The organism is Enterococcus asini ATCC 700915 (assembly GCF_000407365.1).
Lineage (GTDB): Bacteria > Bacillota > Bacilli > Lactobacillales > Enterococcaceae > Enterococcus_C > Enterococcus_C asini.
The window spans coordinates 762,785-775,000 of sequence record NZ_ASVU01000001.1 but is presented as its reverse complement, the minus strand read 5'-3'; the positions used below and the strand labels follow the sequence as shown (position 1 = coordinate 775,000).

At 48.7% G+C, this 12,216-nt stretch carries 13 protein-coding genes, 8 tRNA genes, 2 rRNA genes, 1 riboswitch and 1 other annotated feature (1 of these 25 running past the window's edge); of the genes, 22 read left to right on the top strand and 1 reads right to left on the bottom strand.

Going from position 1 to position 12,216, the window contains the following annotated elements; genetic code table 11:
• From I579_RS03800 to I579_RS03755, 10 genes are all read left to right on the top strand, one after another.
• Positions 1-226 (top strand): 23S ribosomal RNA (locus tag I579_RS03800); it begins 2,688 nt to the left of the window's first position.
• A gap of 77 nt (positions 227-303) precedes the next feature.
• Positions 304-419: ribosomal RNA gene (gene rrf, locus I579_RS03795) — 5S ribosomal RNA — on the top strand.
• Positions 420-434: 15 nt separating this feature from the next.
• Positions 435-507, top strand: a tRNA-Val gene (locus I579_RS03790).
• Between the two features lie 3 nt (positions 508-510).
• A tRNA-Lys gene (locus I579_RS03785) sits at positions 511-583 on the top strand.
• 8 nt (positions 584-591) lie between these two features.
• Positions 592-673: transfer RNA gene (locus tag I579_RS03780), tRNA-Leu, on the top strand.
• A gap of 4 nt (positions 674-677) precedes the next feature.
• Positions 678-750 (top strand) — tRNA-Thr (locus I579_RS03775).
• A 10-nt stretch (positions 751-760) separates the two neighbouring features.
• Positions 761-832: transfer RNA gene (locus tag I579_RS03770), tRNA-Gly, on the top strand.
• A gap of 11 nt (positions 833-843) precedes the next feature.
• A tRNA-Leu gene (locus I579_RS03765) sits at positions 844-929 on the top strand.
• A 16-nt stretch (positions 930-945) separates the two neighbouring features.
• A tRNA-Arg gene (locus I579_RS03760) sits at positions 946-1,019 on the top strand.
• An 18-nt stretch (positions 1,020-1,037) separates the two neighbouring features.
• Positions 1,038-1,111, top strand: a tRNA-Pro gene (locus tag I579_RS03755).
• A 44-nt stretch (positions 1,112-1,155) separates the two neighbouring features.
• On the opposite strand, the gene I579_RS03750 is transcribed toward I579_RS03755, so the two are convergent.
• A complete protein-coding gene (locus I579_RS03750) occupies positions 1,156-1,521 on the bottom strand; it encodes a YccF domain-containing protein (RefSeq protein ID WP_010752697.1) in 366 nt (121 codons plus the stop codon).
• 63 nt (positions 1,522-1,584) lie between these two features.
• Positions 1,585-1,674, top strand: a riboswitch (TPP riboswitch).
• Positions 1,675-1,812: 138 nt separating this feature from the next.
• Here I579_RS03750 and tenA point away from each other — a divergent pair.
• The 12 genes from tenA to hisIE all read left to right on the top strand — a co-directional run bounded on the left by tenA (position 1,813) and on the right by hisIE (position 12,214).
• Entirely contained in the window at positions 1,813-2,523 is a 711-nt protein-coding gene (gene tenA, locus I579_RS03745) for a thiaminase II (protein ID WP_010752698.1), read from the top strand.
• A 34-nt stretch (positions 2,524-2,557) separates the two neighbouring features.
• The gene (gene thiW, locus I579_RS03740; protein ID WP_233419271.1) at positions 2,558-3,040 is read left to right on the top strand and encodes an energy coupling factor transporter S component ThiW; all 483 of its coding nucleotides are present in this window, start codon (positions 2,558-2,560) and stop codon (positions 3,038-3,040) included.
• On the top strand, positions 3,027-3,863 hold the full coding sequence (thiM, locus tag I579_RS03735) for a hydroxyethylthiazole kinase (protein WP_010752700.1): 837 nt from the start codon (positions 3,027-3,029) through the stop codon (positions 3,861-3,863). Before thiW ends, thiM begins: the two co-directional genes overlap by 14 nt.
• Positions 3,844-4,488 carry a thiamine phosphate synthase gene (gene thiE, locus I579_RS03730; protein ID WP_010752701.1) on the top strand — a complete coding sequence of 215 codons (645 nt, stop codon included), beginning with the start codon at positions 3,844-3,846 and terminating at the stop codon, positions 4,486-4,488. Before thiM ends, thiE begins: the two co-directional genes overlap by 20 nt.
• A 136-nt stretch (positions 4,489-4,624) precedes the next feature.
• Positions 4,625-4,859, top strand: a binding site (T-box leader).
• 77 nt (positions 4,860-4,936) lie between these two features.
• Positions 4,937-6,499 (top strand): ATP phosphoribosyltransferase, encoded by a 1,563-nt coding sequence (gene hisG / locus I579_RS03725; RefSeq protein WP_010752702.1) that lies wholly within the window; start codon positions 4,937-4,939, stop codon positions 6,497-6,499.
• Positions 6,499-7,770 carry a histidinol dehydrogenase gene (hisD, locus tag I579_RS03720; protein WP_371168056.1) on the top strand — a complete coding sequence of 424 codons (1,272 nt, stop codon included), beginning with the start codon at positions 6,499-6,501 and terminating at the stop codon, positions 7,768-7,770. The genes hisG and hisD overlap by 1 nt, the downstream gene beginning before the upstream one ends.
• A 3-nt stretch (positions 7,771-7,773) precedes the next feature.
• On the top strand, positions 7,774-8,826 hold the full coding sequence (locus tag I579_RS03715; RefSeq protein WP_010752704.1) for a pyridoxal phosphate-dependent aminotransferase: 1,053 nt from the start codon (positions 7,774-7,776) through the stop codon (positions 8,824-8,826).
• A gap of 18 nt (positions 8,827-8,844) precedes the next feature.
• On the top strand, positions 8,845-9,435 hold the full coding sequence (hisB, locus tag I579_RS03710; RefSeq protein WP_010752705.1) for an imidazoleglycerol-phosphate dehydratase HisB: 591 nt from the start codon (positions 8,845-8,847) through the stop codon (positions 9,433-9,435).
• Positions 9,436-9,450: 15 nt separating this feature from the next.
• Complete coding sequence (gene hisH, locus I579_RS03705; protein ID WP_010752706.1) at positions 9,451-10,074, top strand: imidazole glycerol phosphate synthase subunit HisH; 624 nt, start codon at positions 9,451-9,453, stop codon at positions 10,072-10,074.
• Positions 10,071-10,793 carry a 1-(5-phosphoribosyl)-5-[(5-phosphoribosylamino)methylideneamino]imidazole-4-carboxamide isomerase gene (gene hisA / locus I579_RS03700; protein ID WP_010752707.1) on the top strand — a complete coding sequence of 241 codons (723 nt, stop codon included), beginning with the start codon at positions 10,071-10,073 and terminating at the stop codon, positions 10,791-10,793. The genes hisH and hisA overlap by 4 nt, the downstream gene beginning before the upstream one ends.
• Positions 10,790-11,545 carry an imidazole glycerol phosphate synthase subunit HisF gene (hisF, locus tag I579_RS03695; protein WP_010752708.1) on the top strand — a complete coding sequence of 252 codons (756 nt, stop codon included), beginning with the start codon at positions 10,790-10,792 and terminating at the stop codon, positions 11,543-11,545. Before hisA ends, hisF begins: the two co-directional genes overlap by 4 nt.
• A 21-nt stretch (positions 11,546-11,566) precedes the next feature.
• Positions 11,567-12,214 carry a bifunctional phosphoribosyl-AMP cyclohydrolase/phosphoribosyl-ATP diphosphatase HisIE gene (hisIE, locus tag I579_RS03690; protein ID WP_010752709.1) on the top strand — a complete coding sequence of 216 codons (648 nt, stop codon included), beginning with the start codon at positions 11,567-11,569 and terminating at the stop codon, positions 12,212-12,214.
• Positions 12,215-12,216: the final 2 nt, after the last annotated feature.

Sequence of the window (12,216 nt, the reverse complement as noted above, 5' to 3'; positions counted from 1 at the left end):
ACTTACCGCTGGTGTACCAGTTGTCTCGCCAGAGGCATCGCTGGGTAGCTATGTAGGGAAGGGATAAACGCTGAAAGCATCTAAGTGTGAAGCCCACCTCAAGATGAGATTTCCCATTCTTTTAAAGAAGTAAGATCCCTGAGAGATGATCAGGTAGATAGGTCAGAAGTGGAAGGCCAGTGATGGTTGGAGCGGACTGATACTAATCGATCGAGGACTTAACCAAAAGAATCGTGGACTTGGTTGTTTCAAACGTATTTCAAATCCAGTTTTGAGTGAGCAAAGACTTACTCAACTAAATAGTGTGGTGACGATAGCGAGAAGGATACACCTGTAACCTTGCCGAACACAGAAGTTAAGCTTCTTAGCGCCGATTGTAGTGAAGGGTTTCCCTTTGTGAGAGCAGGACGTCGCCACGCTTTTTCTTTTGATATGGGGGTTTAGCTCAGCTGGGAGAGCATCTGCCTTACAAGCAGAGGGTCAGCGGTTCGAACCCGTTAACCCCCATACGAGCCGTTAGCTCAGTTGGTAGAGCATCTGACTTTTAATCAGAGGGTCACAGGTTCAAGCCCTGTACGGCTCATTATAATTGCGGGTGTGGCGGAATTGGCAGACGCACTAGATTTAGGATCTAGCGCCTTTAGGCGTGGGGGTTCAAGTCCCTTCACCCGCATCAAGCCGGCTTAGCTCAGTTGGTAGAGCATCTGATTTGTAATCAGAGGGTCGAGGGTTCAAATCCTTTAGCCGGCATCTCCAAAACGCGGAAATAGCTCAGTGGTAGAGCACCACCTTGCCAAGGTGGGGGTCGCGGGTTCGAACCCCGTTTTCCGCTTTATGCCACTCGCCGGGGTGGCGGAACTGGCAGACGCACAGGACTTAAAATCCTGCGGTGAGTGATCACCGTACCGGTTCGATTCCGGTCCTCGGCATTAAGTAAATATATTTGCGCCCATAGCTCAACTGGATAGAGTGTTTGACTACGGATCAAAAGGTTAGGGGTTCGACTCCTCTTGGGCGCGTAGTTTTTTTTTATACTCCGGGAAGTAGCTCAGCTTGGTAGAGCACTTGGTTTGGGACCAAGGGGTCGCAGGTTCGAATCCTGTCTTCCCGATACGAAAGAAACCCTCAAGGTAGTTGCCTTGAGGGTTTTTTGTATTATTTGGAAATGATTCGGGCACCAAAAGGCATTAGCGCTAATTTTGCCAGCTTGATGGATTGTTGGGCAAAGGGAATGCCGATGATGGTGATGGAAAGTAAGACAGCGCTAATTAGGTGGGCGATCGCTAAGGGGATACCGGATACAATCAACCAGATGATATTGACTAAAAAACTAACGGAACCGCCACCGTAGACCACATCTTTGCCAAAGGGAGCAAAACTTAGGCTGGCGAATTTGAAGCATTGGCGTCCAATGGGAATTCCTACAATCGTGATGCACCATAAAATTCCGGCTAAAAACCAGGAAAGGCCACCGACTAAGCCACCAAAGAAAAACCAGATGATATTGCCAAGACAGCTCATAGAATCCCTCCTTTTTCTTTTTACTATAGCACAAAAAGTATGCTATACTTTAAAAAATTGCATAGGAAACATTTGGGGTGCTGACTAGCTGAGATTATACCCATTGAACCTGATACAGTTAAGACTGGCGCAGGGAAATGTCTGTGATATACAACCTTTAGAGGCTTATTTACGCACCCAATCAGCAAGATGATTGGGTGTGTTTTTTGTTTAAAAGGCTGTCTTCAGTGATGTAGCGAACCGTGTCTTCAAGGCTTTTTTGGTTTGAAAAGAATATTTGAGGAGGATTTGATGACTACATTTACTGAAAGAGCCCGGTTATTGGCAGATCCCTATTGGCAGGGGAGTTTTGAACATCCCTTTGTCACCGGGCTGCAATCGGGAGAGCTGGCTGCTGAGAATTTCCGCTATTATCTGCTACAGGATCGGTATTATTTGGAACATTTCAGCAAGCTTTATGATTTGATTGGACAAAAGGCTCAGGATAAAGAAGTAAAAGTGCTGATGGCAGAAAACAGCCGTAATTTGGCCGCCGGGGAACTCTTTGTGCGGGAGACATTCTTTGACGAGTTGCAGATTACCCAAGGAGAAATCGATCGGACTCCGGTTGCTCAGACGGCCTACCACTACGTATCCCATTTGTATCGGCAATTGCTAGAAGGTGGTGTGGCAGTGGCGTGTGCTGGGATGTTGCCATGCCCGTGGCTGTATCAGGGAATCGGAGAGAAAATGATCGACCAAGGTTCCCCAAATCCGCTGTACCAGCGCTGGATTGCCACTTATGCTACAGCGGAAGGAGCCCGTCACTTGCAACGGGAACGGCAGATTGTGGATCGCCTGTATGAAGCAGCCACTGAAAAGCAACAAGCACAAATGCTCCAGGCCTTTTACATTAGCAGTCAGTTGGAATACCAGTTTTGGGAAATGGCGCTGACTTTGGAAACTTGGCCTACAGGAGCAAAAACGAGCAGTAAGGAGGCAATTTCCAATGGGACAAGCTAAAGGTAGAGTGCAACGGTTGACGCTGTTGGCCATGATGATTGCCTTAGATGTAGTGCTTTCCCCTTTACTGCGGATTGAAGGCATGGCCCCCATGTCCAGCGTGATGAATATCGTGGCAGGGGTTTTGTTGGGACCATGGTATGCCACTATTATGGCGGTTTGTTGCGGTGCGATTCGGATGGCGCTACTAGGCATTCCTCCTTTGGCGTTGACCGGTGCAGTCTTTGGTGCTTTTTTGGCGGGCGTAGGCTATCGGCTGAGAGGTAGGATTTCTGGGAGTGTGTTGGGGGAAATCATCGGTACGGGTATCATTGGGTCATTACTGTCTTATCCGGTGATGGTCTGGTTTACCGGCAGTAGCCAGCAGCTTTACTGGTTGGTTTACACTCCCCGTTTTATGGGAGCGACTTTGATTGGTGGGGCCGTGGCGTTGCCTTTATTGGCTAAATTGCAACACACCAAGGTTTTTTTTCAAGTGCAAAATTTGTTTGGAGGGCGTGTTCATGGGGAAGTTTGAGGAATTGGAAGAAAGTTTGCAAAAGGTTTTTCCCTTAACGAAATCACCCTTGGTTCACTGTATCACCAATGAAATCACCTGTGAGACGGTGGCCAATGCCTTATTGTATGTGAATGCCAAACCGGTCATGGCGGACGATCCTCGGGAGTTTCCGGAGTTTTTTTCCCAGAGTGATAGTTTGCTGCTAAATCTCGGCCACATCTCCCCAGCCAGAGAAGAGGCGCTTTTACTAGGTGCCCGCTTGGCCCAGGAGCATCAAACACCAATGGTTTTGGATTTAGTCGGGGTGGCGGCCACAAAATTGCGCTATGAGTTGGCTTGGAAAATCACCGGTTATCGGCCACAAGTCATTAAAGGGAATTTTTCGGAAATGCGGAGTTTTTGTGGGTTACCTAGTGCCGGTCGCGGGGTCGATGGTAGCCCGGTGGATCAAACTCCAGCCGCTCGCCAAGAACTAGCTCAAGCCATGAAAACAGTTGCCCAAAAAGCGCAAAGTGTTTTACTGGCTACGGGAGCAGTGGATTTAGTGACGGATGGCAAGGGGGTGTTCCACTTGCAGAATGGGGTTTCGCAATTGGATCGCTTTACCGGTAGTGGGGATTTAGTAGGGGCGCTAATCGCGGCTTTACTAGGCAGTGGCTTGTCGCCCTTTGTCAGTGCGGTGGCCGCAGTGAGTTATTTGAACATCGCCGGGGAGCGGGCAAAAGACAGTGTAGGTCTGGGAAATTTTCGCAGTGAAACTTTGAACCAGCTGTCCTTATTGATGGAAGAAGACTGGTGGCAAGCAATCAGGAGGGTAGCAGATGACAAAACAACCAATTGATTATGCGCTGTACTTGGTGACCGCGAGCTACGATTACTCGGAAGCGCATTTTTTGCAGATTATTCGTGAGGCTTGTGATGCTGGGGTCACGGTGGTGCAGTTGCGAGAAAAGACGGCTAGTACCCGAGATTTTTACGAATTGGCCTTGAAGGTGAAAGCCATTACGGAGGAGTACGGCATTCCTTTGATTATCAATGATCGCTTGGATATCTGTCTGGCGGTAGACGCCCAAGGGCTGCATATCGGGGATGAGGAATTACCGGTGGCAGTCTGTCGTAAGCTCTTGGGACCGGATAAAATCCTTGGGGTCTCGGCCAAAACACTAGCCCGCGCCCAAGAAGCACAGGCAGAAGGAGCGGATTACTTAGGAGTGGGGGCTATGTATCCTACGAAAACGAAAGAAACCCCGATTACGGCTTTTGCTACTTTAGAAGCAATCATTCAAGGTGTCCATGTGCCGGTAGTGGCCATTGGTGGAGTAAAAGAGGCAAATGTGATGGACTTTCAAAGGGTGCCTATTCATGGTTTATGCATGGTCTCGGAAATTATGCAGGCGGACAATGTCACTGGGAAGGTGCGTCGTCTACGTCAGAAGATCCTTGATTTACCGGGCTTGCAACGGTGAAGAAGTCAAAATGTTTTACTTTTGAAAGAGGCTTTGCTATAGTTAGTTCACTTTTTTACAGGGAAACAAAAAGAAATTGCGAATAAATATTGACTTTTCTGACAATTCCCCGTAAAATTTAACACAACATCATATTTATTTGACGAAGACAAGAAGAGTAGCAGTCTGGCAGTTGTTTAGAGAGCCTTTGGTTGGTGGAAAAAGGTCGGCGGCGGACGGTGAAACACATCTTGGAGTCGCCCTTCTGAATCGAGTAGGAAGAGCCGGGTTAGCCCGATATCGCTGCGGTCATTGTTTGATGACTCGTTGAGATTCTGGCTTGTGAAGGCTAGGGTGAAAAAAGGTGGAACCACGTTATTGACGTCCTTTGGTAGAAGTACCAAAGGGCTTTTTTTTACACTTTTTTCCGGTGAAGGAAGATTTGAAGGGCAGCAGAAGGGGGAACAACATGGAACTGGCAGATAATATTTTGCGTCAAGAAGAAAAAATCGCTTTGCAGTTGCGGGAACTGTATGAGGCGGCGGGATACCATTTCCTTCGTCTGGCAAGCTTCGAGGATTATCGTTTTTACCTAGAGCAGAAGAACTTCTTATCCGGGGGAGATGTGATCAAATTCACCGGGAGTAATGGCCGGCTCTTAGCTTTAAATCCCGATGTGACCTTATCCATTGTGAAAAATACGCCTTCTGGGGAAAGTCGCAAGGTGTACTACAACGAAAATGTCTACCGGCATATTCGCAAATCCGATGAATACCGCCAGATCAATCAGGTGGGGATCGAAGTTTTAGGAGAGGTGGATCAAGAAACCGAGCTGGCAGTCGTCCTCTTGGCCTTGCAATCTTTAGCTCAGATTGGTACGGGAAAATTGGAACTGTCCCATATCGGTTTGATTACCGCTATTTTGGATCTGTTTTCCACGGGGACTCGGGGGAAGGTCTTTACGCGAATCAAGAATAAAAACTTGCCGGAATTGGCCCAATTAGCAGAAGCAGAAGGAGTTTCACCGGAGCGAGTTGCCCAAATCATGGAGATGATGAAGCTTTCCGGAGACTTGTTTATCATGTTGCCCCAAGTGGCCCAAGTGGTGACTGGGTGGCCTGCTGCCGAACAAGCGGTGGCGGAATTAGCCAAGGTGGTCAGTGCTTTAGAACAAGCAAAACGGCCGGAGCAAGTGGAATTGCTTTTCGATCTTTCCACGGTGAATGACACCAATTATTACAGTGGTCTGATTTTACAAGGCTTTATCGAAGGCTTACCCCAAGCGTTGCTTTTCGGTGGGCGTTACGACGGACTGTTAAAGACCTTAGGGAAAAGCCAGCAGGCAATCGGTTTTGGGATTCATCTGGATTTACTGGATCAAAATTCCCAAGAACAAGCCAAGGAACAATCGGCTTGGTTGAATGTAGCTTTACCGAAAGGCCGCATGGGCCAGTCTATTTATGAATTGTTCCGGGATGCAGGCTTGGCCGGGGCCAATCTATTAGACGACAGCCGGAAATTGGTCTTTGAAGATTCCGAGAAGAAGATTCGTTTCTTCCTAGTGAAGCCCAGTGATGTAGCTAGTTATGTGGAACATGGGGCGGCAGACATCGGCATCGTTGGCCGGGATATTCTGTTAGAAACCAAGGCGGATGTCATCGATCTGCTGCGCTTTGAGCTAGGCAAATGTCGCATTGCAGTAGCGGGGCCGGCGAATTTTCAAGCGGACTCCACGCGGCCTTTACGCGTGGCCACGAAGTATCCCAATATCACCCGAAAATTCTTCGGCAGTCGCAGTCAACCGGTGGATTTGATTTACTTGAACGGCTCCATTGAGTTGGCACCGATTGTGGGGCTGGCAGATGTTATCGTGGATATCGTGGAGACGGGCAATACCCTTCGTGAGAACAACTTGACGGTTTTGGAGGAAATCGACGTTTCCAGCGCCCGTTTTATCGTGAATCGTTCTTCTTGGCGCTTTAAAAAGAGTGCCATTATCGAAGTTTTGGAGAAAGTGAGTGAAGACAAATGATTCCAATCATTGAAGACAAAAGCCAACAAATCAGCGAATTAACGAAGACCAATACGGTGGGAACTAGCGATTACGCCGCGGTAGTCCAAGAAATCTTGGACAATGTGAAAGAGCGGGGGGATGCCGCTTTAATCGACTACACCGCACAGTTTGACGGGGCAGAAATTGCTGCAATCCGGGTTTCAGAGGAAGAAATCACCGACGGCATGGCAAAAGTCGACCCGGCTTTCTTGCAAGTTTTGCAGCGGGCGAAAGCCAATATCAGTGAGTTCCACGAAAAACAAGTCACTCAAGGCTTTATGTTGACCCGTAATGGAGCGGTCATGGGTCAGCGGGTATTGCCTTTAGCCAAAGTAGGGGTTTATGTTCCTGGAGGCACCGCGGCCTATCCTTCCACGGTTTTGATGAATGTGATTCCGGCTAAAATCGCCGGGGTACAAAAAATCGTCTTAGTGACCCCGCCTTTACAAGATGGTAGCGTCAATCCAGCCATTTTAGCCGCGGCCAAAGTCGCCGGCGTGGATGAAATCTATCGCATCGGTGGGGCTCAAGCAGTGGCGGCCTTGGCTTATGGGACGGAGTCGGTGCCTCAAGTGGACAAAATCGTGGGACCGGGAAATATCTACGTGGCGGCGGCCAAACGTTTAGTGTACGGTACCGTGGATATCGACATGATTGCCGGGCCTAGTGATGTGTTAATCGTGGCGGACGAAACGGCCAATCCCGTACACGTAGCGGCGGATTTATTGGCCCAAGCGGAACATGATGTGAATGCCCAAGCGATTCTGGTGACTACTCAGCGGTCATTAGCCGAAGCGACGCAAAAAGAAGTCGCTCAACAAACGGAGCAACTTCCTCGTAAAGCCATTATTGAACAATCCATTGCCAAAAACGGCAAGATTATTTTGGTGGAAAATCTGGAGCGGGCGCTCGCAGTAGCCAATGAAATCGCACCGGAACACTTGGAGTTAGCCGTGGCGGATCCTTTTGCTTGGTTGGATCAAGTGGAAAATGCCGGCTCGGTTTTCTTAGGGCACAACACCCCGGAAGTCCTAGGGGATTACTTGGCCGGGCCGAATCACACCTTACCAACGGAACGCACCGCCCGCTTTTATTCACCCTTATCCGTAGACGACTTTGTGAAGCACTCTCAGTATTTGTATTACGGGGAGGCGGCTATGAAGGCGGTGGCGGATGATGTGATTTTGTTTGCGGAAACGGAAGGCTTAGGTGGCCACGCCAATTCCATCCGCCTGCGGAAAGGGGAGTAAGCCATGGAGTTTTTAGATCAGCGACTAAGTCAGTTGAAGCCTTACGTTCCCGGGGAACAGCCTCAAACCAAAGACTTTATCAAGTTAAACACCAATGAAAGTGCCTTTCCGCCGGCAGCTACGGTAGTTGAAGCGGCGGCAAGTGCAGCGGAAAGCTTGCAGTTGTACCCTGATCCCACATTGGGAAACTTGACTGGGGCTTTAAGTAGTTACCTTGGAGTTACGGAAAGTGAAATTTTTCTCGGCAACGGCAGCGATGAGATTTTGGCCTTTTGTTTCCAAGCACTTATGGGCAAAGGTGTGGCTTTTCCCGATATTACTTATGGGTTTTACAGCGTCTTTGCCAAACTCTACGGCATCCCGGCTAAGGTGATTCCCTTACAGGCCGACTTAAGCATTGACTTGAAAGTCTATGCTGATTTTTCTGGGACGATTATTTTAGCCAATCCCAATGCTCCAACCAGTCTCGGCTTGCCGGCCGCAGCGATTTTGCAGCTGGTACAGGAAAAGCCGGAGCGGTTGGTAATCGTGGATGAGGCCTATGTGGAATTCGGCGGGGAGTCTTTAGTGCCTTACGTGAAAGACTACGCCAACTTGCTAGTAGTAGGGACTTTTTCTAAAGCCTGGCAGTTAGCCGGCGGGCGCTTGGGCTATGCAGTAGGCCAAGTAAATTTGATTGAAGTCTTGCAACGAGTGAAGTTCAGCTTCAATCCCTATAGTGTCAATGCCATGACGGCCGCTTGTGGTTTGGCCGCCGTTCAAGCGTTACCTTATCACGAGGCCTGCTTAAAAGAGACGGTCAATGTCCGGGCGTGGACGACAGAGGCTTTAAGGGATTTGGGCTTTGAAGTATTACCTTCTCAGACGAATTTTCTTTTTGTCAAAGGACCGGTCTCCGGAAGCTTGCTCTATCCAGCCTTAAAGAACCGGAAAATCTTGGTGCGTTGGTTCGACCAGCCGCGGATTAAAGATTATTTACGCATTTCCATCGGCACTTTGCGGGAGATGGAGATTTTGGTCACTACATTGAAAGAAATACTAACAGAACCTCAGTGAAAAAAGGGAGGAAAACTCATGCGCCATGCAGAAATTACCCGGAATACCAGTGAAACGAAGATTACTTGCCAATTAACTATCGATGGTAGTGGACAACATCAGATTCAAACGAAGATCGGCTTTTTAGATCATATGTTGGAACTCTTTACCCGCCATGGGCGCTTTGATTTGACCTTGGTTTGTGACGGGGATATCGAAGTGGACGGGCACCACACCACAGAAGACGTAGCCATCGTCATTGCCCGAGCATTTTCTGAATGTCTAGGGGATCGTCGGGGCATCTTGCGTTATGGCAGTATGCTTTTACCCATGGATGAAGCCTTGATTTTGGCGGCGTTAGACATTAGCGGTCGCGGGATGGCCTGCTTAGAGTTAGACATTCCAGCGGCGCAAATCGGCAGTTTTGATACGGAACTAGTAGAGGAGTTCTTTGTGGCCTTTGCTCGGGAATTGGGTGTGGCGATTCACTTGCAACAATTGGCCGGGAAAAATAGTCACCACATTGTGGAAGGTTGTTTTAAAGGCTTCGGCCGGGCGCTGGCTCAAGCGGTAGCTATCAATCCCATCGCCCCAGAGGAGATTCCTTCCACTAAGGGCACGATTTTATAAGTAGGAGGGCAAAAGATGATCGCAATTGTCGATTACGGCGTGGGTAATTTATTTAGTTTAAGCAGTTCATTAAAGGCATTGGGAATCGAAAGTGAGCTAACCGCCGATCCGACGCGTTTGCAACAGGCGGATCAAGTGATTCTGCCTGGGGTAGGTGCTTTTGGGGATGCCATGAAGAAGTTACAGGCGACAGGCTTAGACCAAGTAGTCAAACAACTAGCCGCTAGTGGCAAACCTTTATTGGGTATTTGCTTGGGGATGCAGCTGTTGTTTGATTCCAGTGAAGAGTTTGGTCAACAAGCTGGGCTGGGCTTGATTCCCGGGCGCATTGTCTCCTTAAAAGAAGCATTTGAGCAAAAGGGGATTGATTTAAAAGTTCCTCATATCGGTTGGAATCCCATTACTATCAAGCAAACTAGTCCACTGCTAAAAAATATTCAAGAGCAAGATCAGTTTTATTACGTGCATAGTTTTTACGCTACGGATTGTGAGCCTCATTTAGTAGCCACTAGTGAATACGGGGTCTCAGTTCCTGGTATCGTGGCCAAGGACAATGTTTACGGTACGCAGTTCCATCCAGAAAAAAGTGGCAAGGTCGGTCTGGCTTTGTTACAGGCATTTGCGGAGGTGCAGGCATGATTATTTTACCGGCGATTGATTTACTCGATCAAAAAGTAGTTCGGCTCTATCAAGGAGACTACGATCAGCAACAGATTTTTGGGGATGACCCGGTGGCTTTTGCTCAGGAATTCCAAGCAAAAGGAGCGACTCACCTACACTTAGTCGACTTAAATGGCGCCAAGGAAGGTAGCAAGGTGCATTTTGATTTGGTGCGCCGGATTGTTGCTGCTACGGATTTATTTGTAGAACTGGGGGGCGGGATACGTAAGGAGCAAGATATCGTTGATGTCTTAGATGCCGGCGTTCAGCGAGTGATTCTCGGCACCATTGCCCAAAAAGATCCGGTATTTACCCAAGAGATGTTAAAGAAATACGGGGACAAAATCGCGGTGGGCGTGGATGCCCGGGATGGTTTGGTGGCCGTAAGTGGCTGGCTCGAGACTACCCAGACCAAAGCCGATGAATTTTGCCAGCAACTAGGGGAGTGGGGCTGTTCCACGATTATCTTTACGGACATTGCCAAAGATGGCACCGGCAAAGGCATCGACGTGGCCCTTTACCGCAAGCTCAATGCGCTGGGTTTGAACATCGTGGCTTCCGGGGGCGTGGCCAGTTTGGATGATCTGCGCCAGTTGGCCGAAGCCGAAACCTATGGCGCCATCGTAGGCAAAGCGTTGTACAGTGGTACTTTGACTTTGGAGGACTGTCTGCAAGTCGCAAAGGAGGCCAGTCGATGATTTCAAAACGAATTATTCCTTGCTTGGATGTGCGGGATGGTCGCGTGGTAAAAGGGGTCAATTTCGCCGGTATCAAGGATGTGGCCGACCCGGTCGCCATGGCGAAAAAGTACAACGAAGCCGGAGCGGACGAACTGGTCTTTTATGATATCACCGCTTCCCATGAAGCTCGGGGCTTGTTTACGGATACCTTACAGGCAGTGGCGGCACAAGTTTTTATCCCTTTGACAGTAGGGGGAGGCATTAATACCATTGAAGACTTCGATCGGGTCTTGAAATGCGGTGCCGATAAAGTCAGCGTGAACTCTGGGGCGGTGCGCAATCCCCAATTAATCAAGGCCGGGGCCGAGCGTTACGGTTCCCAGTGTGTAGTCCTTTCCGTGGATGTGAAACGGGTGGGGGATGCTTGGCACGTCTTTACTAAAGGCGGTCGAGAAGACACGGGGTTAGACGCTTTGCCGTGGATTGCCCAAGGAGAGGCTCTAGGTGCCGGGGAATTGGTCATTAACAGCATGGATACGGACGGGGTTAAAAATGGCTTTGACCTAGAGCTGTTACAAGCGGTCAGTGAGATTTCGACTTTGCCCATCATCGCTTCTGGCGGCGCGGGGAAATTAGCCGACTTTAAAGACTTATTTGAAAATCCCAAAGTTGATGCGGGTTTGGCGGCTTCGATTTTCCACTATGACGAAATCCCGATTCCCATACTAAAACAATACTTAAAAGACGAAGGAATCCCCGTGCGTTTGTAGGCGGGGGAAAGGAGTGCGGCAATGATTGAACTAGAAGCACTAAAATTTGATAAAGAGGGTTTGATTCCCTGTGTGGTGCAAGACTTTTACACCAATCAGGTGCTAACCGTAGCTTATATGAATCAAGAAAGTGTGGCAGAAACCCTGAAGACGAAGCAGATGACTTTTTATTCTCGCAGTCGTCAGGAGTTGTGGAGCAAAGGGGAAACCAGTGGCAATACCCAAGAATTAGTCGAACTTGTGGCGGACTGTGATCAGGACGCTTTGGTGGCCAAGGTCATTAAAGCAGGGCCGGCGTGTCACACGGGCAGTGAGTCTTGCTTTACTGCGCCCTTATACCAAGACGAAGAGAAAAAAGCTTTTTCCGTGGCTGACTTGTACCAGTTAGTCTTGGATCGGAAAGTAAATCCCCAAGAAAAAAGCTATACCAGCTATCTTTTTGCCAAGGGGAATGAAAAGATTTTGAAGAAAATCGGGGAAGAATCCACGGAAGTCGTAATCGGCGCCATGAAGGAAAGCAAGGAAGAAACTACCTATGAGATTGCCGACTTGATTTACCACTTGCTTGTTTTAATGGCCAATAATGAAATTGTCCCAGCAGAAATTCTAGAAGAACTTAGCAAGCGTCAAGTGGTAGACAAAAAGGTAAAACAAGAAACCTTACAATAGAA

Coding starts and splice junctions, on each gene's coding strand:
- I579_RS03750 (WP_010752697.1), bottom strand. CDS start 1,521: ATGAGCTGTCTTGGCAATATCATCTGGTTTTTCTTTGGTGGCTTAGTC.
- tenA (WP_010752698.1), top strand. CDS start 1,813: ATGACTACATTTACTGAAAGAGCCCGGTTATTGGCAGATCCCTATTGG.
- thiW (WP_233419271.1), top strand. CDS start 2,558: ATGATTGCCTTAGATGTAGTGCTTTCCCCTTTACTGCGGATTGAAGGC.
- thiM (WP_010752700.1), top strand. CDS start 3,027: ATGGGGAAGTTTGAGGAATTGGAAGAAAGTTTGCAAAAGGTTTTTCCC.
- thiE (WP_010752701.1), top strand. CDS start 3,844: ATGACAAAACAACCAATTGATTATGCGCTGTACTTGGTGACCGCGAGC.
- hisG (WP_010752702.1), top strand. CDS start 4,937: ATGGAACTGGCAGATAATATTTTGCGTCAAGAAGAAAAAATCGCTTTG.
- I579_RS03715 (WP_010752704.1), top strand. CDS start 7,774: ATGGAGTTTTTAGATCAGCGACTAAGTCAGTTGAAGCCTTACGTTCCC.
- hisB (WP_010752705.1), top strand. CDS start 8,845: ATGCGCCATGCAGAAATTACCCGGAATACCAGTGAAACGAAGATTACT.
- hisH (WP_010752706.1), top strand. CDS start 9,451: ATGATCGCAATTGTCGATTACGGCGTGGGTAATTTATTTAGTTTAAGC.
- hisA (WP_010752707.1), top strand. CDS start 10,071: ATGATTATTTTACCGGCGATTGATTTACTCGATCAAAAAGTAGTTCGG.
- hisF (WP_010752708.1), top strand. CDS start 10,790: ATGATTTCAAAACGAATTATTCCTTGCTTGGATGTGCGGGATGGTCGC.
- hisIE (WP_010752709.1), top strand. CDS start 11,567: ATGATTGAACTAGAAGCACTAAAATTTGATAAAGAGGGTTTGATTCCC.